General features: G+C 70.8%; 26 protein-coding genes and 1 pseudogene. 11 read left to right on the top strand and 16 right to left on the bottom strand.

Going from position 1 to position 25,392, the window contains the following annotated elements; translation table 11 throughout:
- The first annotated feature begins 39 nt into the window (after positions 1 to 39).
- The gene (locus ACLF5H_RS16310) at positions 40 to 912 is read left to right on the top strand and encodes a phosphatase PAP2 family protein (RefSeq protein ID WP_421676794.1); all 873 of its coding nucleotides are present in this window, start codon (positions 40 to 42) and stop codon (positions 910 to 912) included.
- On the opposite strand, the gene ACLF5H_RS16315 is transcribed toward ACLF5H_RS16310, so the two are convergent.
- Together ACLF5H_RS16315 and ACLF5H_RS16320 are read right to left on the bottom strand one after the other, a co-directional pair.
- Positions 894 to 3,899, bottom strand: coding sequence for a bifunctional [glutamine synthetase] adenylyltransferase/[glutamine synthetase]-adenylyl-L-tyrosine phosphorylase (locus tag ACLF5H_RS16315; RefSeq protein ID WP_421676795.1), 3,006 nt, complete (start codon positions 3,897 to 3,899; stop codon positions 894 to 896). The two genes, ACLF5H_RS16310 and ACLF5H_RS16315, sit on opposite strands and share 19 nt — an antisense overlap.
- 574 nt (positions 3,900 to 4,473) lie before the next feature.
- Positions 4,474 to 5,103, bottom strand: a complete 630-nt coding sequence (locus ACLF5H_RS16320) for a response regulator (RefSeq protein ID WP_421676796.1) — start codon at positions 5,101 to 5,103, stop codon at positions 4,474 to 4,476.
- Between the two features lie 113 nt (positions 5,104 to 5,216).
- On the opposite strand from ACLF5H_RS16320, the gene ACLF5H_RS16325 reads away from it, so the two are divergent.
- Positions 5,217 to 5,627 carry a hypothetical protein gene (locus tag ACLF5H_RS16325; protein ID WP_421676797.1) on the top strand — a complete coding sequence of 137 codons (411 nt, stop codon included), beginning with the start codon at positions 5,217 to 5,219 and terminating at the stop codon, positions 5,625 to 5,627.
- A 170-nt stretch (positions 5,628 to 5,797) separates the two neighbouring features.
- Here ACLF5H_RS16325 and ACLF5H_RS16330 read toward each other — a convergent pair whose 3' ends face one another.
- Entirely contained in the window at positions 5,798 to 7,159 is a 1,362-nt protein-coding gene (locus ACLF5H_RS16330) for a glutamine synthetase family protein (protein WP_037656358.1), read from the bottom strand.
- Positions 7,160 to 7,453: 294 nt separating this feature from the next.
- Between ACLF5H_RS16330 and ACLF5H_RS16335 the strand changes: the two genes are divergently transcribed.
- The gene (locus tag ACLF5H_RS16335; protein ID WP_421676798.1) at positions 7,454 to 8,635 is read left to right on the top strand and encodes a globin domain-containing protein; all 1,182 of its coding nucleotides are present in this window, start codon (positions 7,454 to 7,456) and stop codon (positions 8,633 to 8,635) included.
- Positions 8,636 to 8,648: 13 nt separating this feature from the next.
- Here ACLF5H_RS16335 and ACLF5H_RS16340 read toward each other — a convergent pair whose 3' ends face one another.
- Positions 8,649 to 9,101, bottom strand: coding sequence for an RrF2 family transcriptional regulator (locus ACLF5H_RS16340; RefSeq protein WP_421676799.1), 453 nt, complete (start codon positions 9,099 to 9,101; stop codon positions 8,649 to 8,651).
- A gap of 140 nt (positions 9,102 to 9,241) precedes the next feature.
- Between ACLF5H_RS16340 and ACLF5H_RS16345 the strand changes: the two genes are divergently transcribed.
- From ACLF5H_RS16345 to cutA, 5 genes and pseudogenes are all read left to right on the top strand, one after another.
- Positions 9,242 to 9,952 (top strand): DUF3105 domain-containing protein, encoded by a 711-nt coding sequence (locus ACLF5H_RS16345; RefSeq protein ID WP_421676800.1) that lies wholly within the window; start codon positions 9,242 to 9,244, stop codon positions 9,950 to 9,952.
- Complete coding sequence (locus ACLF5H_RS16350; protein WP_421676801.1) at positions 9,949 to 10,608, top strand: DUF305 domain-containing protein; 660 nt, start codon at positions 9,949 to 9,951, stop codon at positions 10,606 to 10,608. Before ACLF5H_RS16345 ends, ACLF5H_RS16350 begins: the two co-directional genes overlap by 4 nt.
- 235 nt (positions 10,609 to 10,843) lie before the next feature.
- Positions 10,844 to 12,793 carry a S53 family peptidase gene (locus ACLF5H_RS16355; RefSeq protein WP_421676802.1) on the top strand — a complete coding sequence of 650 codons (1,950 nt, stop codon included), beginning with the start codon at positions 10,844 to 10,846 and terminating at the stop codon, positions 12,791 to 12,793.
- 234 nt (positions 12,794 to 13,027) lie between these two features.
- A pseudogene (locus ACLF5H_RS16360) lies at positions 13,028 to 14,252 on the top strand (epoxide hydrolase family protein).
- Positions 14,253 to 14,294: 42 nt separating this feature from the next.
- Positions 14,295 to 14,627: a divalent-cation tolerance protein CutA gene (gene cutA, locus ACLF5H_RS16365; RefSeq protein WP_421676803.1), complete on the top strand. Its 333-nt coding sequence runs from the start codon at positions 14,295 to 14,297 to the stop codon at positions 14,625 to 14,627.
- Positions 14,628 to 14,633: 6 nt separating this feature from the next.
- Here cutA and ACLF5H_RS16370 read toward each other — a convergent pair whose 3' ends face one another.
- Positions 14,634 to 15,548 carry a LysR family transcriptional regulator gene (locus tag ACLF5H_RS16370; protein WP_421676804.1) on the bottom strand — a complete coding sequence of 305 codons (915 nt, stop codon included), beginning with the start codon at positions 15,546 to 15,548 and terminating at the stop codon, positions 14,634 to 14,636.
- A 93-nt stretch (positions 15,549 to 15,641) separates the two neighbouring features.
- On the opposite strand from ACLF5H_RS16370, the gene ACLF5H_RS16375 reads away from it, so the two are divergent.
- Positions 15,642 to 16,568: a DMT family transporter gene (locus tag ACLF5H_RS16375; protein WP_421676863.1), complete on the top strand. Its 927-nt coding sequence runs from the start codon at positions 15,642 to 15,644 to the stop codon at positions 16,566 to 16,568.
- 70 nt (positions 16,569 to 16,638) lie between these two features.
- On the opposite strand, the gene ACLF5H_RS16380 is transcribed toward ACLF5H_RS16375, so the two are convergent.
- Positions 16,639 to 17,049, bottom strand: a complete 411-nt coding sequence (locus ACLF5H_RS16380; RefSeq protein WP_421676805.1) for a hypothetical protein — start codon at positions 17,047 to 17,049, stop codon at positions 16,639 to 16,641.
- A gap of 139 nt (positions 17,050 to 17,188) precedes the next feature.
- A complete protein-coding gene (locus ACLF5H_RS16385) occupies positions 17,189 to 17,773 on the bottom strand; it encodes a hypothetical protein (RefSeq protein ID WP_421676806.1) in 585 nt (194 codons plus the stop codon).
- Between the two features lie 222 nt (positions 17,774 to 17,995).
- Here ACLF5H_RS16385 and ACLF5H_RS16390 point away from each other — a divergent pair, with 222 nt between their 5' ends.
- Entirely contained in the window at positions 17,996 to 18,607 is a 612-nt protein-coding gene (locus tag ACLF5H_RS16390; RefSeq protein WP_421676807.1) for a hypothetical protein, read from the top strand.
- Here ACLF5H_RS16390 and ACLF5H_RS16395 read toward each other — a convergent pair.
- From ACLF5H_RS16395 to ACLF5H_RS16410, 4 genes are all read right to left on the bottom strand, one after another.
- Positions 18,579 to 19,646 (bottom strand): ATP phosphoribosyltransferase regulatory subunit, encoded by a 1,068-nt coding sequence (locus tag ACLF5H_RS16395; protein WP_421676808.1) that lies wholly within the window; start codon positions 19,644 to 19,646, stop codon positions 18,579 to 18,581. The genes ACLF5H_RS16390 and ACLF5H_RS16395 overlap by 29 nt on opposite strands.
- Complete coding sequence (locus ACLF5H_RS16400) at positions 19,646 to 19,930, bottom strand: ATP phosphoribosyltransferase regulatory subunit (RefSeq protein ID WP_421676809.1); 285 nt, start codon at positions 19,928 to 19,930, stop codon at positions 19,646 to 19,648. The genes ACLF5H_RS16395 and ACLF5H_RS16400 overlap by 1 nt, the downstream gene beginning before the upstream one ends.
- A gap of 121 nt (positions 19,931 to 20,051) precedes the next feature.
- Positions 20,052 to 20,249: a DUF397 domain-containing protein gene (locus ACLF5H_RS16405; RefSeq protein ID WP_421676810.1), complete on the bottom strand. Its 198-nt coding sequence runs from the start codon at positions 20,247 to 20,249 to the stop codon at positions 20,052 to 20,054.
- Positions 20,221 to 21,081: a helix-turn-helix domain-containing protein gene (locus ACLF5H_RS16410; RefSeq protein WP_421676811.1), complete on the bottom strand. Its 861-nt coding sequence runs from the start codon at positions 21,079 to 21,081 to the stop codon at positions 20,221 to 20,223. The genes ACLF5H_RS16405 and ACLF5H_RS16410 overlap by 29 nt, the downstream gene beginning before the upstream one ends.
- 123 nt (positions 21,082 to 21,204) lie before the next feature.
- Between ACLF5H_RS16410 and ACLF5H_RS16415 the strand changes: the two genes are divergently transcribed.
- On the top strand, positions 21,205 to 21,432 hold the full coding sequence (locus tag ACLF5H_RS16415) for a hypothetical protein (protein ID WP_086811133.1): 228 nt from the start codon (positions 21,205 to 21,207) through the stop codon (positions 21,430 to 21,432).
- A 252-nt stretch (positions 21,433 to 21,684) separates the two neighbouring features.
- On the opposite strand, the gene ACLF5H_RS16420 is transcribed toward ACLF5H_RS16415, so the two are convergent.
- From ACLF5H_RS16420 to ACLF5H_RS16440, 5 genes are all read right to left on the bottom strand, one after another.
- Positions 21,685 to 22,047 (bottom strand): hypothetical protein, encoded by a 363-nt coding sequence (locus tag ACLF5H_RS16420; protein ID WP_232987593.1) that lies wholly within the window; start codon positions 22,045 to 22,047, stop codon positions 21,685 to 21,687.
- Positions 22,048 to 22,082: 35 nt separating this feature from the next.
- Positions 22,083 to 22,577 carry a hypothetical protein gene (locus tag ACLF5H_RS16425; RefSeq protein ID WP_232987594.1) on the bottom strand — a complete coding sequence of 165 codons (495 nt, stop codon included), beginning with the start codon at positions 22,575 to 22,577 and terminating at the stop codon, positions 22,083 to 22,085.
- Positions 22,578 to 22,719: 142 nt separating this feature from the next.
- Positions 22,720 to 22,956 (bottom strand): hypothetical protein, encoded by a 237-nt coding sequence (locus ACLF5H_RS16430; protein ID WP_421676812.1) that lies wholly within the window; start codon positions 22,954 to 22,956, stop codon positions 22,720 to 22,722.
- Between the two features lie 80 nt (positions 22,957 to 23,036).
- Positions 23,037 to 24,257: an MFS transporter gene (locus tag ACLF5H_RS16435; RefSeq protein WP_421676813.1), complete on the bottom strand. Its 1,221-nt coding sequence runs from the start codon at positions 24,255 to 24,257 to the stop codon at positions 23,037 to 23,039.
- Between the two features lie 151 nt (positions 24,258 to 24,408).
- Positions 24,409 to 25,368 carry an endonuclease/exonuclease/phosphatase family protein gene (locus tag ACLF5H_RS16440; protein ID WP_421676864.1) on the bottom strand — a complete coding sequence of 320 codons (960 nt, stop codon included), beginning with the start codon at positions 25,366 to 25,368 and terminating at the stop codon, positions 24,409 to 24,411.
- Positions 25,369 to 25,392 lie beyond the last annotated feature (24 nt).

The raw sequence follows: 25,392 nt of genomic DNA on the forward strand, positions 1-25,392 counted from the left end.
GATCGGGCTCCGGAGCCTTTTCTGGCAGACTTGATGCCTATGAGTGACTCGACCGTGACGCAGTGGGAAGGTCGCGAAGAGGCGGCCGGTCCCCGGGCCGACACGGGCAGGGCCGGCGGCGGCGCGAGCGGCCTGCTGGGCCGGTTGCGGCGGCCGCGCAGACCCCGGCTCCGGTTCGAGATCCTTCTGATCGCGGTGAGTTACTGGCTGTACTCGCTGATCCGCAACGCGGTGCCCGAGCAGAAGGCCGAGGCGCTGCGCAACGCGGACTGGATCTGGCGCACCGAGCACACGCTGGGCATCGATGTCGAACGGTCCGTCAACCACGCCGTGAACACGGTGACTTGGCTGATCATCGGCATGAACTACTACTACGCCACACTGCACTTCGTCCTGACGCTCGGCGTCCTGGTGTGGCTGTACCGGTGGCACCCGGGCCGGTACGCGGCCGCGCGGCTCGCGCTCTTCGCCACCACGGGAGGCGCGTTGGCGGGGTACTACCTGTTCCCGCTCGCCCCGCCCCGCCTGATGCGGGGCGGGCGGTTCGTGGACACCGTGATGGTGCACCACACCTGGGGCTCGATGGCCTCCGGGGACCTCAAGCACATGTCCAACCAGTACGCGGCGATGCCGTCCATGCACATCGGCTGGTCGCTGTGGTGCGGGCTGACGATCTTCGCGCTGGCGTCGGTGCCGTGGGCGCGGGTGCTGGGGCTGCTGTACCCGGTGACCACGCTGGTGGTCATCGTCTCCACGGCCAACCACTTCTGGCTGGACGCGGTGGGCGGCGTTCTCTGCCTCTCGTTCGGGTTCGGGGTGGCGCGGGTCTGGTACGGGACGGGGCCGTACGGCCTGCCCCGGGGAGTGCGCGGGAGCGCGGGCCGTCAGCCCGGTTACGCCTCGTCGTCGTAGAACAGTTCTTCCATGACGGCGCGCGCCTTGCGCGTCGTACGGCCGTACGCGTCCAGCATGTCGCCGACGTGCCCCTCGCCGTAGCCCAGGTAGCGGCCCACCGCGGCCAGCTCGCGGGGCTGGGTCGGGAAGGTGTCCCCGGCCCGGCCGCGCACCAGCATCACCGCGTTGCGGACCCGGGTGGCCAGCACCCACGCCTCGTCCAGGGTCGCCGCCTCCTCCTCGCCCAGCAGGCCCGCCTCCCGCGCGGCCCCCAGCGCGGCCCGGGTGCGGGTCGTCCGCAGCCCGGGGATCTCATGGGCGTGCCGCAGCTGGAGCAGCTGGACCGTCCACTCCACGTCCGACAGGCCGCCGGGGCCCAGTTTGGTGTGCAGCCGGGGGTCGGCGCCGCGGGGCAGCCGTTCCGACTCCATGCGGGCCTTCAGCCGGCGGATCTCGCGCACGGAGTCCTCGGTCAGGCCGCGCGCCGGGTAGCGCAGCGGGTCGATCAGCTCCACGAAGCGGCGGCCCAGGTCGGCGTCGCCCGCGAACGGCTCCGCCCGCAGCAGCGCCTGTGACTCCCACACCAGGGACCAGCGGCGGTAGTACGCCGCGTACGACTTCAGCGTGCGCACCAGCGGGCCCGACTTGCCCTCCGGGCGCAGGTCGGCGTCGATCAGCAGCGGCGGGTCGGCGCTGGGCAGCTGGAGGAGCCGGCGCATCTCGGCGACGACCTTGTTCGCGGCGGCGGCGGCCTCCTGCTCGTCCACGCCCTCTTGCGGTTCGTGCACGAACAGGACGTCCGCGTCGGAGCCGTAGCCCAGTTCGTGGCCGCCGAACCGGCCCATGCCGATGATCGCGAACCGGGTGGGCAGCAGATCGCCCCAGCCGGCCCGCACCACCGCGCGCAGCGTGCCCGCGAGGGTGGCCGCGGTGAGGTCGGAGACGCCGCCGCCGACGAGGTCGACCAGGGCGCCCTGGTCGGCCTGCACGGGGGTGGTCTCGGTGCCGTAGGAGGCGACGATGTCGGCGGCGGCGGTGCGGAACAGCTCGCGGCGGCGGACGCCGCGGGCGGCGGTGACGCCCTGCTCGCCGTTCTCCGCCCGGCCGACGGCGGCCAGGATCTCCTGTTCCAGCGCGGCGCGGCTGCGGGGGGTCAGGCCCCTCGCCGCGCCGTCGCCGTCGCCGAGCAGGGCGACGGCTTCGGGGGCGCGCATCAGGAGGTCGGGCGCCAGCCGTCCCGCCGACAGGACGCGGGCCAGGTTCTCGGCGGCGGCGCCCTCGTCGCGGAGCAGGCGCAGGTACCAGGGGGTCTTGCCGAGGGCGTCGGAGACCTTGCGGAAGTTCAGCAGACCGGCGTCCGGGTCGGCGGAGTCGGCGAACCAGCCCAGGAGGACGGGGAGCAGGGTGCGCTGGATCGCGGCCTTGCGGGTGACGCCCGAGGCCAGGGCCTCCAGGTGGCGCAGGGCGGCGGCGGGGTCGGCGTAGCCGAGGGCCACCAGGCGTTCCCGGGCGGCCTCGGGGCGCAGGCGGGCCTCGCCGGGGGCGAGCTGGGCGACGGCGTCCAGGAGCGGGCGGTAGAACAGCTTCTCGTGCAGCCGTCGTACGACGCCGGCGTGCCGCTTCCACTCGCGGTTCAGCTCGGTGACGGGGTTGGCGCGCAGGCCGAGGGAGCGGCCGAGGCGGCGCAGGTCCTCCTCGGCGGTGGGGACGAGGTGGGTGCGGCGCAGCCGGAAGAGCTGGATGCGGTGTTCCATCTCGCGCAGGAAGCGGTACGCCTCGTCCAGGCGGGCGGCGTCCTCCCGGCCCACGTAGCCGCCGGCGGCGAGGGCCTCCAGGGCGTCCAGGGTGGTGCCGCTGCGCAGCGTGGGGTCGGTGCGGCCGTGGACCAACTGGAGGAGCTGTACGGCGAATTCGACGTCCCGCAGGCCGCCGGGGCCCAGCTTGAGTTCCCGGTCCACTTCGGCCGCGGGGATGTTGTCGACCACGCGGCGGCGCATCTTCTGCACGTCCGCCACGAAGTTGTCGCGGTCGGCGGCCTGCCAGACCAGGGGGTGCAGCGCGGCCAGGTACTCCTGGCCCAGGTCCTCGTCGCCGGCGACCGGGCGGGCCTTGAGGAGGGCCTGGAACTCCCAGGTCTTCGCCCAGCGTTGGTAGTAGGCGAGGTGGGAGGAGAGGGTGCGGACGAGGGGGCCGTTGCGGCCCTCGGGGCGGAGGTTGGCGTCGACCGGCCAGATGGAGCCCTCGACGGTGGTCTCGGAGCAGATCCGCATCAGGTGTGAGGCGAGGCTGGTGGCCGCGCGCAGGGCCTTGGTCTCGTCGGTGCCCTCGGTGGCCTCCGCCACGAAGATCACGTCCACGTCGGAGACGTAGTTCAGTTCGTGGCCGCCGCACTTGCCCATGCCGATCACCGAGAGGCGGCAGGCGGCGGCGTCCTCGGGGGCGGCGGCCTCGGCCATGGTCAGGGCGGCGCGGAGGGTGGCGGTGGCGAGGTCGGCGAGTTCGGCGGCGGTCTCGGTGACGTCGGTGGTGCCGCAGACGTCGCGGGCGGCGATGGAGAGGAGGCAGCGGCGGTAGGCGACGCGGAGGGCGACGGGGTCGGTGGCGCCGTCCAGGCCGCGTTCGAACTCGGTGACGCCGGGGTGGAGGTCCTGGGGCTCGTACGTGACCAGGGCCTGCCAGTCGGTGGGGTGGCGGGCGAGGTGGTCGGCGAGGGCGGCGGAGGCGCCGAGGACGCCCAGGAGGCGGTCGCGCAGGGGTTTGGCCGCGATGAGGGTGTCGAGGAGTTCGCGGTGGGAGTTCGGGGCGGGCTGGGCTTCCAGGAGGCGGACGAGGCCGTGCAGGGCGAGGTCGGGGTCGGCGGTGGCGCCCAGGGCTTCGAGGAGGAAGGGGTCGTCGCGGACCGGGGAGAGTTCGGGGGTGTCGAGGAGGCGCTCGGCGGCGGTGGCGTCGGTGAAGCCGTGTCGGAGCAGGCGCGTGAAGGTGCTGCTTCTGCGGCCCGGCGTCATCTGTGGGGCTCCCCTCGGGGTCAGCTCTGGTCCTGGAGGGAGCGTAGTCGCCTGCGGCGGGCTGTGCCGGGTCGGGTGGCTGTGGGGTGGCTCGCCGTGGTGGTGCGGGTGCCTGCGGCGGCCCCCTCAGCGGCCGTCGTGATCGGCCGCCTGCGGCTGGCTCGCCGTCGCCGGGTGCCTGCGGCGGCACCTCAGCGTCGTTGTGGTCGGCCGCCTGCGGCTGGCTCGCCATGCCGGATGCCTGCGGCGGCACCTCAGCGTCGTTGTGGTCGGCCGCCTGCGGCTGCCTCGCCGTCGGGATGCCTGCGGCGGCCCCCTTCAGCGCCGTCGCGGTCGGCCGCCTGCGGCTGGCTCGCCGTCGCCGGATGCCTGCGGCGGCCCCCTCGGCGCCGTCGTGGCTTTTGTCGCGCCTGGGGGAGGCGGTGAGTCGGTGCCCCGGCGGGTGGTGTCCGTCCTCGGTCCGGCGTTCAGGGGGTTCAGAGGTGCGACGGGTTTTCGCCGGCCGCTGCGGGCGGACACCACCCGCCGTGTCCCCTCCCCGCCGTGGGCGACTGCGGGCCCGATGGGCCTCCGGTCAGGTGCGCTGGGCCGGGAACTCCCCTATGCCCCGGAGGAGTTCGAAGAGTTCGGTGGAGGAGCCGGCCACTCCGGTGCTGCCCGCGTTCGTGATCTCCTCGCGCAGGGCGAGGGCGCGGGCGGTGGCGTAGACGAAGACCGGGATCGGGTCGTCCTGGGCGCGCAGTTCACGGATCAGGTCGAGGCCGGCGGTGCGGTTGGTGCGGGTCCGTTCCCTGCGGCTCATGTCCGAGATCACGGCGTCGAAGGGGTGGTGGGGGCGGGCGAGGGCGCGCAGGGCCTCGTCGGTGGACTTCGCCAGGGTGACTTCGACGCCCAGGGCGCGGAGTTGGGCCACCTCGGTGGCGTTGTTCTCGGGGCGGTCGTCCACCCAGAGCACTGAGTCCAGGACGCGGGTGGCCGCCGGTGCGCGCACGGAGGCCAGGCGGCCCTGGAGGTCGGCGGTGGTGCGGATCAGGTTCTCCGAGACCTCCTGCACCGACAGCTCGGCCTCGCCCACCTTGATCGTGAAACCCCGGGACCGGACTATCTCCTTGATCAGGGGGAAGAGGCGCCACAGCGCGACGCCGGCCATCAGTGGCCAGGCCAGGCCGGTGAGGGCCTTGATCAGTTCCGTCGCGTCCTTCACCAAGCTCCCCCGAGATCGAATAGGCGTGCGCCTGATTCTGGCAGGGGGAAGACTGGGGGGGCCGGTGGTTTTCGGTCGGGGGCGGCCGGTCGCCTCGGCAAGGGGGGATGTGCGTGGGGCTGAACTACGGCTATGACATGTATCTGCGTCCTCGTGACGTCGCCAGGGCGCTGGGCGATCTGGCGGAGCCGGCGCCGCCGGACCATCGCGTGCCGCCGCCGGAGGTCACGCTGCCCGGTGGTGACCGGCTCACCCTCCCGTTCACGTCGGACTTCAAGAGCGAACCGGTCGACTGCTCCGTGCGCGGCACGCTCGATCTCGACACGTCTTTGATGTTCGGTGTCGATGACGTGGTGCGCGAGTACGTGGTGTCACGGGCGCACGGACGTCTGACCGAGGGCGGCGACGTCGGCAATGAGCCGCATGTTCGCGTGGTCGGCCCGGGTCAGGGAGCTGTTCAGCGACCTCACCGCCGCCAGCGGCGGGGTGTGCTGCCTGTTCGACACGGGAGAAGGCGATCTTGAGGGGGTGTGCTGGCTCAACGGAGGGAGGGTACGTCTCCGGACCCCGTTTTCCGGATCTGCGGGCCCTGGTGGCGACTTGGCCCGATCCGGATGAGTGAGCACCGGTGGGGCCGGCGGGTCGTGTCCGTCGGCCCCGGGGCGTCGCTGCGGGCGCAGAGCCCGTCCGCCGGTTACAGCACCGGCAGGTTCTTGCGCAGTTCGAACGCGGTGACCTCGCTGCGGTACTCCTCCCATTCCTGGCGCTTGTTGCGGAGGAAGAAGTCGAAGACGTGTTCGCCCAGGGTCTCGGCGACCAGGTCGCTGCGTTCCATCAGGGTCAGGGCCTCGCCGAGGTTCTGCGGGAGGGGTTCGATGCCCATCGCGCGGCGCTCGGCGTCCGAGAGGGCCCAGACGTCGTCCTCGGCGCCCGGCGGGAGCTCGTAGCCCTCCTCGATGCCCTTCAGGCCGGCGGCGAGGAGGACGGCGTAGGCCAGGTAGGGGTTGGCGCCGGAGTCCAGGGAGCGGACCTCGACGCGGGCCGAGCCGGTCTTGCCGGGCTTGTACATCGGGACGCGGACCAGGGCGCTGCGGTTGTTGTGGCCCCAGCAGATGTAGGAGGGGGCCTCGCCGCCCGCCCCCGCCGTGCGCTCGGAGCCGCCCCAGATGCGCTTGTAGGAGTTGACCCACTGGTTGGTGACGGCGGCGGCCTCGGCGGCGTGCTTGAGCAGGCCCGCGATGAAGGAGCGGCCCACCTTGGAGAGCTGGTACTCCGCGCCGGACTCGTAGAACGCGTTGCGGTCGCCCTCGAAGAGCGAGAGGTGGGTGTGCATGCCGCTGCCCGGGTGCTCGGAGAAGGGCTTCGGCATGAACGTGGCCTGGACGCCCTGTTCCAGCGCGACCTGCTTCATGACCAGGCGGAAGGTCATGATGTTGTCGGCCGTCGAGAGGGCGTCGGCGTAGCGCAGGTCGATCTCCTGCTGGCCCGGGGCGCCCTCGTGGTGGGAGAACTCCACCGAGATGCCCATCGACTCCAGCATCGTGATCGCCTGGCGGCGGAAGTCCATGCCCACGCTGGTCGGCGTGTGGTCGAAGTAGCCCGAGTTGTCGGCCGGCGTCGGGCGCGTGCCGTCCAGCGGGCGGTCCTTCAGCAGGAAGAACTCGATCTCCGGGTGGGTGTAGAAGGTGAAGCCCAGGTCGGAGGTGCGGGCCAGCGCGCGCTTGAGGACGTAGCGCGGGTCGGCGAAGGACGGGGAGCCGTCCGGCATCAGGATGTCGCAGAACATCCGGGCCGTGCCGGGGGTCTCCGCGCGCCACGGCAGCATCTGGAAGGTCGACGGATCCGGCTTGGCGATCATGTCGGACTCGTAGACGCGGGCGAAGCCCTCGATGGCGGAGCCGTCGAAGCCGATGCCCTCGTCGAAGGCCTGCTCCAGCTCGGCGGGGGCCACGGCGACGGACTTGAGGAAGCCCAGCACGTCCGTGAACCACAGGCGTACGAACCGGATGTCGCGCTCCTCCAAGGTACGGAGCACGAACTCCTGCTGCTTGTCCATCTTCCGATTCCCCATCCTTGCTGGTCAGGAGCATCCCACCACAACACCGTTTCATCCGTGTTGCGGACCTTGATCGCCCCGACGTCCACCTTCTGAACGCCTCTCTTACGGCAGGTGTACTGCCCTGCCGCCCATCTTGCCTGTCGGCGGCGGCATCCGTAACGGCCGGGCGGGGTGAGGGGAGGTGGAGTGAGGTGGGGTGGGGTGACGTGAGGCAGGACACCTTCTTTAAATTTGCATCTTCGATGCATATTTAAATAGCGTTCGATCAGTCGAGATCGCCAGGAGTCCGCGATGCTGTCCGAGAAGTCCGCCGCCACCGTCCGCGCCACCCTCCCCGCCGTGGGGGCCGCCATCGAGCAGATCACCGAGCGCTTCTACGCCCGGCTCTTCGACGCCCACCCCGAGCTGCTGCGGGACCTGTTCAACCGCGGCAACCAGGCCTCCGGCGCCCAGAAGTCGGCCCTCGCGGGCTCCATCGCCGCGTTCGCCGGGCACCTGGTCGAGCACCCGGACCAGCGGCCGGACGCGATGCTGAGCCGCATCGCCCACAAACACGCCTCGCTGGGCGTCGTACCGGAGCAGTACCCGGTCGTGCACGAAAACCTCTTCGCCGCCATCGCGGAGATCCTCGGCGAGGCCGTCACCCCCGAGGTCGCCGCCGCCTGGACCGAGGTCTACTGGCTGATGGCCAACGCCCTCATCGCCATCGAGAAGCGGCTGTACGAGGAGAGCGGCGGCCAGGAGTTCCGGGAGTGGGAGGTCGTGGGGAGGGAAGAGGAGACCGCCGATGTCGTCTCCTTCCGGGTGCGGCCCGTCGACGGGTCCCCCGTACGCGGCTTCCGGGCGGGGCAGTACGTCTCCGTGGGGGTGAAGCTGGCCGACGGGGCGCGGCAGATACGGCAGTACAGCCTGTCCGGGGCGCCGGGCGAGGACGTACGGCAGTTCAGCGTCAAGCGGGTGCACGGGGGCGCGACGCCGGACGGGGAGGTGTCCGGTCAGCTGCACGCGCGCGTACGGGTGGGTGACGTCCTCGAACTGTCGGAGCCGTACGGCGATCTGGTGCTCGACGGTGTCGCCGGGCGGCCCCTGCTGCTCGCCTCCGCGGGCATCGGTGTGACCCCGATGGTCGCCATGCTGGCCGCGCTCGCGGCCGACGGGCACGAGGCGCCGGTCACCGTCGTGCACGGCGACCGCTCCCCCGCGGACCACGCCCTGCGCGTCGCTCACCGGGCGTACGCGGACAAGCTCGCGGACTCGGACGTCAGCTTCTTCTACGAGCGGGACGCCGTGCCCGGCAGCCGCACCGGTCTGGTCGACCTGTCCGGGATCGACATCGCGCCCGGCACCTGCGCCTACCTCTGCGGGCCGCTGCCGTTCATGCGCGCCGTGCGCGGCCAGCTGATCGAGCGGGGCGTGGCGCCGGCCGACATCCACTACGAGGTCTTCGGGCCCGATCTGTGGCTCGCCGCCTGACGCCCCGAGCGGCTCAGGAGCGAGGCGGCTCGGCGGGGCGCAGCGAGATGCCCAGCAGGACCGGGCCCGTGGGGTCCCTGACGATCTGGTCCAGGGTGATCGGGTCCAGGAAGCCGTAGAACGCCTCCTGGGCCCGGCGCAGCGCCCCGCGCAGCCGGCAGTCCGAGCGCAGCGGGCAGGGGGTGGCGCCCTCGCACTCCACCACCTCGTCGTCGCCCTCGAAGGTGCGCACGATCGCGCCGACGGAGGCGGTACGACCCCGTTCGGTGAGCGCCAGGCCGCCGCCGCGGCCGCGGCGGGCGTCGACCAGGCCCAGGTGCTGGAGTTCGGCGACGACCTTCGCGGCATGCGTATAGGGCACGCCCATGTCCTCGGCGACCTTGCGGGTCGCGGGCGTGTCCGCGGTGGATACGGCGAGGCGCATCAGGATGCGCAGGGCGAGGTCGGTGGAACGCAGCAGCCTCATAGCGCGAGCGTAAATAATACGCATCCCGGGTGCAAATTTAACCCTTTTGCCGTGCTCGCTCTACGGCGGCCCCCCACTCCCCCATTACGATCAGCGGGCTCCACCCCCGTCCGCCCGCTCCCCCAGAAGGACATCGCCTCATGGGTTCCGCCAACAACAGCAACAGCGCGGCGCGCAAGGCGCGCATCGAGGAGATGCGGCGCGCGGAGCGTTCGCGCGCGCGCCGGAACCGGACGCTCGTCATCGCCGCGTCCGTGGTCGTCGTCGCCGGGCTCGTCGTGGGCGGGGTCGTCCTCGCGGACTCGAAGTCCGGGTCCGGCAAGAAGGACACGGCCGCGAGCGGCGACAACGGCAAGGACACCGGGGATGTGAACAGCAAGAGCTCCGGGGACTCCGGGCACTTCACGACCGGGAAGGACGGGGTGCGCACCTGGAAGGGCACGCTGTCGCGGACCCATGTGACGACCCCGGTGTCGTATCCGATGCATCCGCCGGTGGGCGGCAACCACAACCCGGTGTGGGCGGACTGCAACGGCGACGTCTACACGCAGCAGTTGCACGACGAGAACGCGGTGCACTCGCTGGAGCACGGCGCGGTGTGGGTGACGTACACCCCCAAGGCGGCGAAGGCCGACATCGAGGCGCTCTCGGCGAAGGTGAAGAAGACGCCGTACTCGCTGATGAGCCCGTACGAGAACCAGGCCGCGCCGCTGATGCTGTCGGCGTGGGGGCACCAGGTGGTCGTGAAGAGCGCGAGCGATCCCGAAGTGAACAAGTTCTTCGCGGACTTCGTGCAGGGGCCGCAGACGCCCGAGCCGGGTGCCTCGTGCACCGGCGGGGTGATGAAGTGAGCCGGCGCGCCATCGGCTGGGCGGCGGGGGCCGCGGCGGCGGTGCTCGTCGCGGCCGGTGCCGTCACGTACGCGGTCGCCGACTCGGGCTCGGGCCCGGGCGCCGGATCCGGTGACGGCGAGGCGGCGCGGCGGACGCCGACCGCGGACTCGGCGGACGCGGGTTTCGCCCGGGACATGGCCGTGCATCACCAGCAGGCCGTCGAGATGTCGTACATCGTCCGCGACCACACGAAGAACGAGGACGTACGGCGGCTCGCCTACGACATCGCGCAGACGCAGGCCAACCAGCGCGGGATGCTGCTGGGTTGGCTGGATCTGTGGGGGCTGCCGAAGGTGTCCGCGGACCCGCCGATGACCTGGATGGGCATGGGCGGCATGGTCACGGCCAAGGACGGCTCGCTGATGCCCGGTATGGCCACGAATACGCAGATGAAGAAGCTCGCGACCCTGAACGGCAAGCAGGCCGAGGTCTTCTATCTCCAGCTGATGACGAACCATCACAAGGGCGGCATCCACATGGCCGAGGGCTGCGTGGCCAAGTGCACGGTGGGCGTGGAGAAACGGCTGGCCCAGGGCATGGTGGACGCGCAGCAGTCGGAGCTCCAGGTGATGGCCGGGATGCTCAAGGAGCGCGGAACCAAGCCGCTCTCCTGACCAGGGAACAAGTCCCTTCGTAACACAGCTGTAAGGAAAAACCGCTCAAATCCCCCTAGGTGACGGTTACTTGAGCTTCTCTTTCCGTCCCATTTACCTGGCATGAACGGTTCATCGGTCAGAGTTGCCCCCATCGTGTGATCCATTCGCCGGCTGTTCACCACCGCCGCCGGCCGGCGCGGAACCGCGTGTACCTACCTACTACGTGCATGCGCAACGCATCGCAGGGGGTTCTATGAGATCCAACCGCACGCGCGCCGTGAGCATGGCAGCCGCGCTGCCCATGATCGCCGGCGCGCTGGCGCTGGGCATACCCGCGGCCCACGCCGCGGACAGCCCCGCCCGCAACGCTCTGAAGGGCACCAAGCCGCTGTGGGCCACGGCCAAGGCGGACAAGGGCTCGACCGACAACGGCTCCCAGGTCAAGGCCCGGGTGTACCTGGCCGGCCAGGACTCGGCGGGCCTCGCGGCCTACGCCAAGGCCGTGTCCGACCCCAGCTCGCCGTACTACGGCAAGTACCTGTCGCCCAAGCAGGCCCAGGCCCGCTTCGGCGCCACCAAGGCCCAGGTCGCCGCCGTCAAGTCCTGGCTGACGTCGGCCGGTCTGAAGGTCACCGAGGTCACGCAGCACTACGTCGCCGTCTCCGGTGACGTCGCCTCCGCCGAGAAGGCGTTCGGCACCCAGCTGCACAACTACGCCAAGGGCTCGAAGACCTACCGCGCCCCGGCGCAGGCGGCCTCCGTCCCGGCCGGCCTCAAGGGCACCGTCCTGACCGTCACCGGTCTGGACAGCGCCCCGCACAAGGCCGACCACGACGACACGCTGCCGCCCCCGGACGCGGTGTTCAAGAACGCCGGTCCGTTCTCGTCGTACTACGGCTCGAAGACCGCGAGCACGCTGCCGGACGCGTACGGCACCAAGCTGCCCTACGCCGTCAAGGGTTACACCGGCAAGCAGCTGCGCTCGGTCTACGGCGCCGGCAAGTACACCGGCAAGGGTGTCCGCGTCGCCATCACCGACGCCTACGCCTCGCCGACCATCGCCTACGACGCCGGCAAGTACGCGCAGAAGAACGGCGACAAGGCCTGGAAGACCGGTCAGCTGCACCAGTCGCTGCCGGCCAACTTCACCCGGACCGACGAGTGCAAGGCGTCGGGCTGGTACGGCGAGGAGACCCTCGACGTCGAGGCCGTGCACGCGGTCGCGCCGGACGCCGATGTCACCTACGTCGGTGCGGCGTCCTGCTACGACGACGACCTGCTCGACTCGCTGAGCAAGGTGGTCGACAACCACCTGGCCGACATCGTCTCCAACTCGTGGGGCGACGTCGAGGCCAACCAGACGCCGGACCTCGCGGCCGCCTACGACCAGGTCTTCCAGCTGGGCGCGGTGCAGGGCATCGGCTTCTACTTCTCCTCCGGTGACGACGGCGACCAGGTCGCCAACACCGGCACCAAGCAGGTCGACACCCCGGCCAACTCCGCCTGGGTGACCGCCGTCGGCGGCACCTCCCTCGCGGTCGGCAAGGGCGACAAGTACCTGTGGGAGACCGGCTGGGGCACCACGAAGTCGAGCCTGTCGGCCGACGGCAAGAGCTGGACCAACTTCCCCGGCGCCTTCACCTCGGGCGCGGGCGGCGGCACCAGCAGCACGGTCGCCGAGCCGTACTACCAGAAGGGCGTCGTCCCGGACTCGCTCGCCAAGGCGAACAACGCCTCCGGCAACCGCGTCGTCCCGGACATCGCGGCCATCGCCGACCCGAACACCGGGTTCCTGGTGGGCCAGACGCAGACCTTCCCCGACGGGTCGCAGCAGTACAGCGAGTACCGCATCGGCGGCACCTCGCTGGCCGCGCCGACCATCGCGGCGGTCCAGGCACTCGCCGAGCAGGCGCGCGGCGGCAAGGCGATCGGTTTCGCCAACCCGTCGATCTACGCGAAGTTCGGCAAGAAGGGCGTCTACCACGACGTCACGGACAACCCCACGGGCCACGGCCTGGGTGTCGTCCGCGTGGACTACGCCAACAGCATCGACGCCACCGGCGGCCTGCTCTACTCCGTCCGCACCCTGGGCAAGGACAGCTCCCTGTCCGCGACCAAGGGCTACGACGACGTGACGGGCGTGGGCTCCCCGGCGAACGGCTATGTCGCGTCGTACGCCAAGAAGAGCAGCAAGAAGCACTGAACGGCTCCACCGAGCTGAACTGAGCTTCTGAAGAAGGGGACGTGGGGCCATCACCGGCCTCGCGTCCCTTTCGCGTTCCGGAACGTTCCGGAAAACGCTCCGGGATAGGCCGGGGGCCCGGGGTTCAGTTCCCGCGTCGCCCTCGCGCACGGGGCCTCCCGGTGCGGGCGGTGCCTCCCGGTGCGGGCGGTGCCTCCCGGTGCGGACGGGGCCGGACACCTAGGCTGCACCACCATGACGACTCCCCCGCAGGACAGCATCCGACCGTTCCGCATCGCGGTCCCGGACGACGAGCTGGAGGACCTGAGGCGCCGCCTGGACCGTACCCGCTGGCCGGACGAACTGCCGGGCGCGGGCTGGGAGTACGGCGTCCCGGGTGACTATCTGCGCGAACTCGCGCACTACTGGCGGCACGCCTACGACTGGCGGGCGGCGGAGGCCCGGCTGAACCGGTGGCCGCAGTTCACGACCACCGTCGACGGCGCCCACCTCCACTTCGCGCACATCCGCTCCCCGGAACCGGACGCCACCCCGCTGATCATCACGCACGGCTGGCCCGGCTCCATCGTCGAGTTCGAGCGGATCGCAGGCCCGCTCACCGACCCCCGGGCGCACGGCGCCGACCCCGCGGACGCCTTTCATCTGGTCCTGCCGAGCATCCCCGGCTTCGGCTTCTCGGGACCCACCCGCGAGAAGGGCTGGGAGTACCGCAGGGTCGCTGCCGCGTTCGCCGAGCTGATGTCCCGTCTGGGGTACGGCCGTTACGGCGCTCAGGGCGGTGACTGGGGCGCGGCCGTCTCCCGGGAGCTGGGCCGGGTCCGCCCGGACCAGGTCATCGGCGTCCATCTGAACCTGCTGCCCGGCGCCGGCGCCACGGCCGAGCCGACGCCGGAGGAACTCGCCGCGCTCTCCCCGGCGGAGCGGGAGCGCACCCGGGCGTCCTGGGAGCGGATGCGGGCCTGGAGCCGTGAGCAGCAGGGCTACGCGGACATCCAGTCGACCCGCCCGGGCACCCTCGGCTACGGGCTCTCCGACTCGCCCGTCGGCCAACTCGCATGGATCGTCGAGAAGTTCAAGGAGTGGACGGACTCCGCCGACCGCCCGGAGGACGCCGTCGGCCGCGATCATCTGCTGACGAACGTGATGCTGTACTGGCTGACCAACACCGCCACCTCCGCCGCCCGCATCTACTACGAGCGCGCCCACGCCGACTACCGGGGCCGCCCGCCGGAGCCGTCCTGGACCCACCGCGTTCGCCTCCTTCCCCCGGGAGAACTTCATCGCGCTGCGCCATGTCGCCGAGCGCACCGACCGCATCGTCCGCTGGACGGAGTTCGACCGGGGCGGCCACTTCGCGGCGATGGAGCAGCCGGAGCTGCTCGTGGGCGACATCCGGGCGTTCTTCCGGGATCTGCGCGACGCGGGCGACGGGGACGGGGACGGAGCGGCCCCGTCGTGAGGGCGGATAGGGTCCAATTCCCCGACCCGGAAAGGCAGTCGTATGACCGAGATCGTGATCGCGCAGACGACCATCGACGACGAGGAACGCGCGGGGGCGCTCGCCCGGGGCGCGGTGGAGCACCGGCTGGCGGCCTGCGCCCACATCGATCCGCCGTTCACCGCGGTGTACCGGTGGCAAGGGGCCGTTGAGACCGCTCGGGAGTGGCGGATCTCGTACAAGACGACCGCGGACCGGCTGCCGGAGCTGGCGGCCTGGGTCGCCGAGCACCACGGCTACGAGGTCCCCGAGTGGATCACGCTGCCGGTGACCGGGGGTTCCGAGGCGTATCTGAGGTGGGTGGCCGAGGAGAGCGCACCGCACGCGGCCGGGTGACGCGTCTCAGGTCTCGGCGGTGTCCCGGCCCTGGATCCGTGCGGCGGTGGTGCGCAGTTCGGCGAGGACGGTCCGTACGGCCTTGCGGGCGGTGCGCTCGGGCCGGTGGAGTACGTCGATACGGCGCCGGGCGTGCACTCCGCTCAGCGGTCTGAGGACGATGCCGGGGTGCGGGCGGGCGGTCCAGCGGGGCATCAGCGCGACTCCGCCGCCCGCGGCCACCACCTCGGCGACCACGGTGAACTCATTGATCCGGTGGACGATGTCGAGCGCGCGATCGGCGAAGGCGGCGATGGCCTCGATGGTGGCCATCAGCGGGAAGCCGTCGTGGACCGTGATCCACGGCTCGTCCGCCACATCACGGGGCGAGAGCCGCGGCCTGTCGGCCAGCGGGTGGCCCACCGGCAGGGCCACGTCGAGGGGCTCGCGCAGCAGCGTGGCCGAGGTGACGGTGCGCGGCCAGGGCGGGGCGTGGTCGAGGCGGTGGGCGAGCACCAGGTCGTGGTCGCGGGTGAGTGCGGGGAAGCGGTCCTGGGCGACGTCCTCGTCGGCGAGCGCGAGGCGGGGGTGTTCCGGTCCGGTGAGGCCGCGCAGCAGGAGCGGGAAGAACGCGGAGGCGGCGCTGTGGAACGCGGCCACCGACACGACACCGGCGGGGTGCTCGGCGAAGTCGATGACGGCGTGCCGGGCCCTGGCCAGGGCGGACTCGACCTCGATGGCGGCCGCGGCCAGGGCATGTCCGGCGTCGGTCAGTACGACACGACGGCCCGCGCGTTCGGTGAGCGGGACCGGGATCGAGCGCTGGAGCAGCCGCAGCTGCTGCGAGATCGCGGAGGGCGTCACATGCAGCGCCTCGGCGACGGCGGTGACGCTGCCCAGGTCGCCGAGTTCGCGCAGGATCCGCAGCTGCCGTTCGTCCACGGTGACAGTGTAGGTACACAGTGTAGGTGCGCTACACCTTCGTTGTAGAAGTTGGTCATGGCCTTCAACGTCCTGCTGGGGCAGCGTGGGGGCATGAACGCCACCCGCCGTACCGATGCGGTACTTCTGCTGGTCGCGCTGGTCTGGGGCTCCAGCTACCTCGCGGCCAAGACGGCCACCGCCGCGCTGCCGGTCCTGGCGGTCCTGTTCGCCCGGTACGCGATCTCCGCGCCGGCCTGCCTGGCGCTGGTCACCCTCCGGTCCCGCCGCTCCTGGACCCGGGCGGAGTTCCGCGTCGGGTCGCTGCTGGGGGTCACCCAGGCGGCGGTGCTCGTGCTGGAGACGTACGGGGTGGCGCACACCAGCGCCGCGAACGCCGGGCTGATCATCAGCCTGACGATCGTGCTGACACCGCTGCTGGACCGGGGCGGCGGCCGTCGGCTCCCCCGGACCTTCTTCCTCGCCGCCGGCCTCTGCGTGCTGGCCGTCGGGCTCCTCACCGCGGGCAACGGGCTGCACGCCCCGCGGCTCGGCGACGCGCTGATACTGGCCGCCGCCGTGGTCCGGGCGGCTCACGTCACGCTCGTCGGACGCCTCACGACGGGCCGCCGTATCGACCCCCTGCACCTGACGACCGTACAGACCGCGCTCGGCTCCGCCGTCCTCCTCCCGGCCGCCGTCCCCTCCCTGCCCGCCCTGGCCCACAGCGGCGCCGCCACCTGGGCTCAGCTCGGCTATCTCGCCCTGTTCTGCAGCGTGTTCGCCTTCCTCGCCCAGACCTGGGCGGTCCAGGGCACCTCCGCGACCCGGGCCAGCCTGCTCCTGGGCACGGAGCCGATCTGGGCCGTCGCCATCGGGATCGCTCTCGGCGGCGAACGGTTCACCCTGTGGGCCGCGTCGGGCGCGGTGCTCATGGTCGGGGGGACGTATTGGGCGCAGGGCATCGAGCGACGGCATCGCGGGGCGAGCGCGACGGGAGCCCGTGAGGCGCGCCCGGCGGTGACGCCGACCGGGGTCTGACCGATCGCCTTGACCTCGGCCCGGTGCCGGTGCCCGCCTCGGAGGGAGGCGGGCGCCGGTCCGGTGGGGCTCAGCGGATGTGGACCGTGGCCACGCTGGAGGTGTGCAGGTGCACGGGGTGGTGGTCGTGCTTGTTCTTCAGGCCGTAGAGGACGGCGCGGAGTTGCAGGTCGCCGCGGTGGGCGGCCGAGCCGTGGGTGGTGAGGCGGGCGTCGCCCTTGGCCGGGGTGGTGCAGTTCTCCTGGTGCCAGGTCTGCTTGCCGGTGCGCTCCTCCAGGCACAGCTGGTGCAGATAGCCGGCGATGTCGTCGTCGCCGTCCGCCTTGATGGTGAACGTCTTGCCGACGTGCGCCGTGCGCGGCACGGTGACCGCCACGTCCCCCTTGGCGAACGCCGGTACGGCGGCCAGCGTCACCGAGGCGAGCCCCAGTGCGCCGATCACGACCGCGCGAACACCCCGCGCCTTCTTCGTCCCGTTCATATGCTTCCCTCCCCCGGGCCTCCCTGGTCTGGAGAGACCCGTTTCCTTCCGAAAGCGCCGGATTGCGCCTCGCTGGTTCTTCAGATGGGCGGGGTGGGGGGTCGGGTTGGGTCCCGTACGACGGCTTTACGAAATCCTGTCAAACCCCCCGAGGCGGGGAGGGTGAGACTCGGGTGGCGGGGAGACCCAGGGCGCGGAGTGTGCCCGGAGGTACGTCGGCGTCTTCGAGGGCGTCGGCCAGGCGCAGGGCGCGGTCGGCGACGATGAGGTCGGGGGGCGTCTCGGGTACGTCGTCGCCGACGCGGGCCAGCCATTCGGCGATCTTGCGCCAGGAGTAGAACTCCGTGCCGCCGGTACCGGGTTCCGGGTCCGGGAAGCCGGTGAACTCCTCGCGCCGCCGGGACAGTTCCCGTCCGCAGCGCTGGGCGGCCTCCTCCAGGGTCACGATGTCGTCGTACCGGACACCGACCGCCCGCAGCCCAGGAACGAGACGGACGGCGCGGGCCACCTGGGCGACGGCGTCCAGGAGGGTCGGGGCGTCGATGTCGCAGGACAGTTCTTCGAGCGCGCTGGAGTCCGGGACGCGCGCGTGGTCTCCGGGGTTCTCGGGACCCAGCGTGTAGGAGACGGCCCCGTCCGCGAACGCATCGCAGTGATCGAAGGCATCGGCCTGCTCGGCGGTGAGAGGCTGGTTGACGAGGAGGGTGAAGCTCCACTCCGGCACGGCTCAAGATCGCCGCCTCACGCGTCCACCGCCGTAACTCGCCACCGATTCCGCTGTTGGCGCCGTGGACATGAAGCCTCTTCCTCGACGGAGACCCGAACGACACTCTGCGATTGGTCCACCACACATCGCACTGAAGCAGGACGTGGTGACTCACCAGGAACAACGCCGACGGTTGCGACCGCGCGACCGGGGCGTGAACGAAAGCTGGAGGCACCTTTCATGGGTCAGCAAGGCGATCGGATCTTCGCCGTGACGGCGGAGCGCGGGTTTCCGGACCCGTGGCTGAGCTTCGGGGACAGCCTGTGCAGCGAGTCGTCGTTGTCCACCGAACTCAAGCACGCCATCGGGACCGCACGTAAGGAGGACACGGCGGGCAACCTGTTCGCCGTGGAGGCGGCGTTCACCGCGAAGAAGGACAACCTGCGGCACTCGGAGCGGCTGCTGTCGCAGGTGCTGTCCGACTACGACGTATCGGGCGAGTGGGAGCACCTGGACGAGAAGGCCGGCCGGCTGGACATCGAGGATGTCGCCGAGAACTGGGGACGCGTCGTCGGGCTCCATCCGTATCCGGTCGTGGTCGAGTCGCTGAGGTTCAACTGGCGATACATGAAGACGCACGGCGTTCGCGGTTTCTACCAGATGACGACGGGCTACGTCGCCGCTCTGATCGCCAACACCGAGCGGTGGGAAGCCGCTTGGGCCAAGGAGCGGAAGACGGGTGTCATCGACCGTCTGACCACCATCGAGTGCGACCTGGCGTCGATCGAGGCACCGATGCACTGTGACGTCTGCAAGAAGACGATCACGGCCATCTTGTACCTGGACGAATAGGCACCGCCTCGTCTGCCATCAGGCGAAGTGCTCCGCCACCCGATCGACAGGGTGCGTCGTCTGCTCGCCCGAAGCCATGTTCCGGACGATGACCTCTCCGGCTTCCCACTCCCGCTCGCCGTAGATCAGACAGAACCGGGCGCCCTGGTCGGCAGCCCACTTCAGCTGACGGGCCAGTTTGCCGCTGGTCCCCCATGTAGACCCCCGTACGAAGTCCCGCGCGGCGGATCGCGGCAGCCATCCGGAACGCCTCGTCGGCCAGGTCGTCACCAAGTACAGTCACGGCGACGTCCAGGACCGGGGCAGACTGCTCACCGGCCGAGGGCAGCAGCGGCAGGATGCGTTCAATGCCCAGGGAGCCCCCACAGGCGGGCACGTCGCTGCCGGACATCCGTCCGATCAGCCCGTCATACCGGCCGCCCGAGGCGATCGAGCCGGGCATGCCCGGGGCGGTCACCTCGTAGATCACGCCGGTGTAGTAATCCAGGCCGCGCACCAGGTTCGGGGCGAACACGATGCGCTCTGGCGGGATGATCCCCGCGACCAGCGCAAGCAGCCGATCAACCTCGGCCAGTCCCTCCTGGCCCGTCGCGCTGCCCTCCAGCTCCTTCCGGATCCGCTCCGTGGCGTCCGGCGCCGTCAGGTCGTCCACCAGGCCCTCGGCCGTTGCTTGGGGCAGACCTCGGCCGTCCACCAGCTCACGGACGACCACCGTGGGGGCGAGTTTGTCGAGCTTGTCGAGCGTGATCAGCACCCCGCCCCCGGCATCGCCCGGAACCCCGTAGACCTCCAACAGGCCCGCGAGAGCCTTACGCGAGTTGACGAGGAACCGGAACTCCGGGACGCCCAGTGCGTCGAGCGACTCGTACAGAGCCGAGACCACCTCGGCGTCGGCCAGCGGAGAAGTCGTTCCGACGACGTCCAGGTCGCACTGGACGAACTCACGGAAACGGCCCTTCCCTGGCCGGTCCGCCCGCCATACCGGCGCCAGCGCGTACCGCTTGTACGGCGTCGGCAGCTGACTGCCGTAGGCCGCCACTACTGGGCGAGCGGAACGGTGTGGTCGTATCGCAGCGCCAGATCCGCCTCACCGGTGGCCTCGTGCTCACCCCGGCGGAGGATCTTGAAAACCAGCTTGTCGCCCTCGTCTCCGTACTTACCCGTCAGCACCTCCAGCCGCTCGAAGGCGGGCGTCTGGAGCGGCTGGAATCCGAACCGCCCGAACACCTCTCGGACCGTGGCGAACGCCCGCTCGCGGACGTCCGACTCAGCGGCGAGGAAATCCCGGGTGCCGGAGGGGGGAAGAAAGCTGTCAGTAGCCATACCTAGATGATTCCCCATCAGAACCGGCCGCCGCGCGAGATCGGGCTCGCAGGCCGGGCACGGTTACGCCGGAACGGGGTGAATGCGCCTGCCCGTTGCTGACGACGGGGGTGATCCGGTTCTACTTGAGTGAGCCAATGAACGGGGCCCAGGCGGTGGCCGTGAGGAGGAGGGTGGGGCCGTCGGGGAGCTTGGAGTCGCGGACCGGGATGACGCCGGGCACGTTGTCGGCGACCTCGACGCAGTTGCCGCTGCTCGCCTCGGAGTAGCTCGACTTGCGCCAGAGGGTGTCACTCAAGTGGTCGGGGCCGCTTGCCATTTCGGTAGTCCTCAGCTGCTCGCTCGATCAGTCGCAGAGACGTCTCAGGGTCCAGTGCGGCGGCCCTCAGGCGACCGTATGCCTTTGAGTATTGCCTCACGAGTCCTGGCTCGTCGATCAACTGCCCGTGGTACATCCCCTCGGTGTACATGACCGGAGGGGCATCGTTGAAAGCCAGGAATCTGGACATGGCCATCATGAAGGGGTGGGGGCCCGACTTCTGGGGCACGAGCTGCGGGAACGCCCGGCGCTTGCGCATCACCTCCACCACATGGGCCAGTTGCTCGGCCATCTCGTCGGGCGGCAGGAAGGGCTGCCAGAGCACGGACTCGTGCAGCACCACCCAGCTCTCCGGTGAGTCCTTGTCCTCGAAGAGCCAGGCCCGAGACCGCCGGGCGGCCACCCTGGCCGCCAGCACCTCCTCGGACTCCCTGGGATACGCGGCGAGCATCAAGGCCCGCATGTACGGCTCCAGTTGAAGCGGCCCCGGGATCAGCAGCGGTTCCCACTCCTCGATCTCCACCGCCTGCTTCTCCAGCTCGAGCACATCCACGAAGTACTCGGCGTGACCGTCCTTGCCGGCCCTCTGCACGTCCTTGCAGTTCCGCTCGAAGAACCCGTCCGTCCCCAGCTTCTGGTCCGCGTGCCGAGCCAGCGCGACGGGCATCCTCCGTCCACCGCGCTCGATGTCGCTGAGGTAGGACTTGCCGTAGTAGCTGCCTTCGAGGAACGCCTCCAGTGACAGCCCCGCCTCCTCCCGCTTGTACCGCAGCTCCTTGCCGTAGAAGCAGGGCACGCTCGACGAACCGTCGATTTCCTTGCGCCGAACCACACGCCCACCGCCGTATCCCATTCCGCTGATCGCGTTGTGAACGCGAAACGTCTTCCACCGTAGCGATCACGACGACACTCTGTGAGGCGTTTGTCACACAACGCACAGAAGGCTGGATACCCCATGTCCGACCACTCCCCCACCACCCCCTACGACGTCGTCCTCTGCGTGGAAGAACTCCGCGCCGCCCTCGCCCTGCACGACATCAAGTTGCCCTCCCTGACCGTCCATCTGCCGAGCTTCGCGGGGAAGTACGGGCACACGCAGGGGCTCGTCACGCTGGGGAACTGCAACATGGCCACGGCGCGGGCGCTCGCCGCCGTGCTGAAGAAGACGGCGGGCGAGGAATGAGGGCGGTCGAGCCGCAGCTGACGGCCGTACCGGAAGCCGCTGACGAACGTCGTCGAGCACGTCGGGGACGGAACTCCCTTGTGCGTGCGCTTCGTTGTTGGCGGAGCGGTGGGGCGTGGAGCGTGGGCCGGGGGGTAAGACGGTCTGGTGTGAGGTGGTGCGGGGGCGGGGGGCTGCCGACTTCGGTGAGGTGGAGGGCGGGGGCGCGGCCGGCAGGCCGATCGCGGCGGCCCCTTGAGGGACCGCCCGTGGTCATCCGGCGGCAGGGCCGAGCGGGAAGGTGAAGGAGTGCGTCTCCTCGTGGGTGCCGTCGAAGAGGGTGAGGCGCAGGGTGGCCGAGCGCGCGTCCGCGTACGGTCCGGGTTGCACGGAAAGGGAGCCTTCGGTGGCGCTGCCGTCGGCTGAGGGACCGAAGGCTCCTCCCGAGTCGAGGTACTCGTTGCCGACATCGTCGACCGCTTCCAGGGAGAGGAAGACGTACTCGCCGTTCTCGTCGGGTTCGCTCTGCGGGAGAGGGGGCCTGAGACGGTAGCGAAGTTCCATGTGTGCGGTGGTGGCGGCGAAGCCGTCGATGATCAGCTCATGGCGTCCGCCCAGAACGGGAACGGTCTTCACGCGGCTCATCTCCCCTTTGGTCCCCGTGCGTGAGATCAGGCCGAGGGTACCTTGCACGTGATCGTGCGGTAGGCGCCGGACTTCGGGTGGCTGATGCTCTTGATCAGCCAGAAGAAGCTGATCTCGTCATTGGTCTTGATGGTGAAGTTGCGGCCCTTCCACTTCTTGCCCTTGCGCTGGTAGCCCTTGACGCTGGAGTGGAAGTCGTAGGAACTCGGTTTGGTGTGGGGGCCGTAGGGCGGGTTGATCTCGTAGCCGGAGACGAATGCCTGCGGCATCGAGACGTTGACCAGCGAGCCGAGTTTCTTCTTCGCCGTCGCGGTCAGCCTGAAGCTCCAGGTGAGCCGGCCGTTGGGCATGCGGGCGAACCTGACGTCGGAGACGGCGTGCTTGAACCCGCCCTTGCACGCCGGGACGGCCGCGGTCGCGGAGGCCGGTGCGGCGACGCTGGTTCCGGCGAGGCCGCCGAGGATGACGGAGCTGAACAGAGCGAGCGTCGTGGTCCTGCGTATCGCGGTCCGGATGGTCACGCGGAAGTCCCCTCTTCGCACGAGTTGTCCGTGTTGCCGTCATGAAGCGTAGGAGAGGACCGGACGGCAGGGAATTGTCCTTAAGGGCAACGCCCCAAAGGGAACCGCCCCTTGGGGCTACGGCGAGCGTCGCCCTCGGCCGCTATCCGTGATGCGTGAGGAGCGAGCCGACGACGAAGACGGCCAGCAGGACCAGACCGGCCAGCGCCCCGAGGATCGCGGAGCGGTCGGAGCGGGCCCGGTGGTCGTGGTCCAGTTCCAGGTTGTCCCGGTCCCGGAGGCGCCGGTGGAGTTCCGTCGCCGTCGGATCGGCGGCCGCCTCGTGTTCTCCCCGCCGGACCAGGCGGGAGAGGTCGCGGTCCGTGGGCTTCCAGGTCATGGCGCACCTCGTGGTCGGCGGGGTAGCCGCATCGTCGCACAAGGTCACGACGGTCACCACGGTCACGACGGTCACCAGGCTCAGGAGCGCAGGGCCTCCGAGTCCTCCGGCAGGCACAGGTGCGAGGTGACGACCCGGCCGGCCGAGGGGACCGTACGGCGGCGGTCCACCGTGTACGCCGCGAACGCCACGCCCACCCCCAGCACCGCGAGCGCCGCGCCCGCGAGGGCCGGGGAGGTCGTGCCGTAGCCCGCGGCCAGGGCGATGCCGCCCACCCAGGCGCCGCCCGCGTTGGCCAGGTTGAAGGCCGCCTGGTTGGCGGAGGAGGCCAGGGAGGGGGCGGCCGAGGCCTTTTCCATCACCATCAGCTGGAGCGGGGAGCCGGTGACGAACGCGGCCATGCCCAGCAGGGTGACCGCCAGCGCCGCGCTCCATTCCGCCCGCATCAGGAGCGGGAACAGGGCCAGGACCACGGCGAGGGAGGTCAGGCCGCCGAACAGGGTGCCGCGGAGCGAGTGGTCGGCCAGGCGGCCGCCCAGGAGGTTTCCGGCGGTCGCGCCGACGCCGAACAGGGCCAGCAGGAGGGTGACGCTCGTCTCCGCGTAACCCGCCGCGTCCGTCAGCATCGGCGTCACGTAGCTGTACGCCGCGAACAGGGCGCCGAAACCCGCCACGGTCGTACCGAGCGCGAGCCACACCGGCAGGGAGCGCAGCGCGGCCAGTTCGCCGCGCAGGCCGGTCGCGGAGGCGTGGGTGTGGTCGTGCGGGATCAGAAGGGCCAGGGAGGCGATCGCGGCGAGGCCGATCGCGCTCACGCCGAGGAAGGTGGCCCGCCAGCCCAGGTGCTGGCCCATCAGCGTGGCCGCCGGGACGCCCGCGATGTTGGCGACCGTCAGGCCGAGAAACATCAGGGACACCGAGCGTGCCTTGCGCTCCGGCGGGACCATGCCGGTCGCCACCACCGCGCCCACCCCGAAGAACGCCCCGTGCGGCAGCCCGCTGAGGAAGCGCGCGGCGAGCAGGGAGCCGTTGCCGGGGGCGAACGCCGACAGGGCGTTGCCCACGACGAACAGGGCCATCAGGGCGATCAGGACCGTACGGCGGGACATCCGGGCCGTGGCGGCGGCCAGCAGCGGGGCGCCGATGACGACGCCCAGCGCGTAGGCCGAGACCAGGTGCCCGGCCGAGGGTATGGAGATGTGCAGGTCGGACGCGACGTCGGGGAGCAGTCCCATCATCACGAATTCGGTCGTTCCGATACCGAAGGCGCCGACGGCCAGCGCGAGCAGGGCCAGGGGCATGGAGAAGCCTGTGCCTTTCGGGAGCGTAGGGAGGGTGTCGTACCGGGGACGCGTCGCATCAGGGGCGCGTCGTACCGGGTACGAGTCGTACCGGGGACGTGTCAAAGTTCAGGTACGGAACAAAGTCTCCCAGGCCCGCTATTCCACCGGGTTACGAGGGCGTGTCCAGGTTCACACGGGCCGCCACCGGGAGGTGGTCGCTGCCCGTGCGCGGCAGGGTCCAGCTGCTCTCCGGCTCGACGCCCTTGACCATGATCTGGTCGATCCGCGCCATCGGGAACGCGGCCGGCCAGCTGAACCCGAAGCCGCTGCCCGCCGCGCCCTGGGTGGAGCGCAGCTGGGAGGTGACGCCGTTGAGCGAGCGGTCGTTCATCGTGCCGTTGAGGTCGCCGAGGAGGACGACCCGGCTCAGGGTCTCGTCGGCCACGGCCTCGCCGAGCGCGTCGGCGCTGGTGTCCCGCTGCCGGGCGGTGAAGCCGGCCTTCAGCTTCACCCGTACCGAGGGCATGTGGGCGACGTACACCGCGACCGGTCCCTCGGGCGTGGTCACGGTCGCGCGCATCGCCCGCTTCCAGCCGAGCTTGATGTCCACGGCCCGCACGCCGGTCATCGGGTACTTGCTCCACAGCCCGACGGTGCCCTCGACCGCGTGGTACTTGTACGTCGGCGCGAGCGCCTGCTCGTAGACCGACACCTTGGACGCGGGGATCTCCTCCAGCGCGAGGATGTCGGCGCCGGAGCCGGCCACCGCGCGGGCGGTGCCGACCGGGTCGGGGTTGTCGGCGTTGACGTTGTGCGTGGCCACCATCAGCTCGCCGCCGCCGCCCGACTTGTCGGTGAGCAGTCCGCCGAAGAGGTTGAGCCAGACGATCGCCGGCAGCAGTACGGCGATGAGGGTGATCGCCGACTTGCGCCACAGGCCGAGCAGCAGCAGGACCGGCACGAACACGCCCAGCCAGGGCAGGAACGTCTCGGTGAGGCTGCCGAGGTTGCCCACGGTGTTGGGCACGTGCGCGTGCAGCAGCATCACCAGCGCCAGCAGCAGCGCGAGCGCGGCGAGGACGGCGCCCCGGCGCCAGATGCCGGAGTCGTTGCGCCAGGGGGCGATCATCCGGTGCAGCAGGCGTCGGACCCG

Source organism: Streptomyces sp. LaBMicrA B280 (assembly GCF_049222185.1).
Classification (GTDB): Bacteria; Actinomycetota; Actinomycetes; order Streptomycetales; family Streptomycetaceae; genus Streptomyces; species Streptomyces murinus.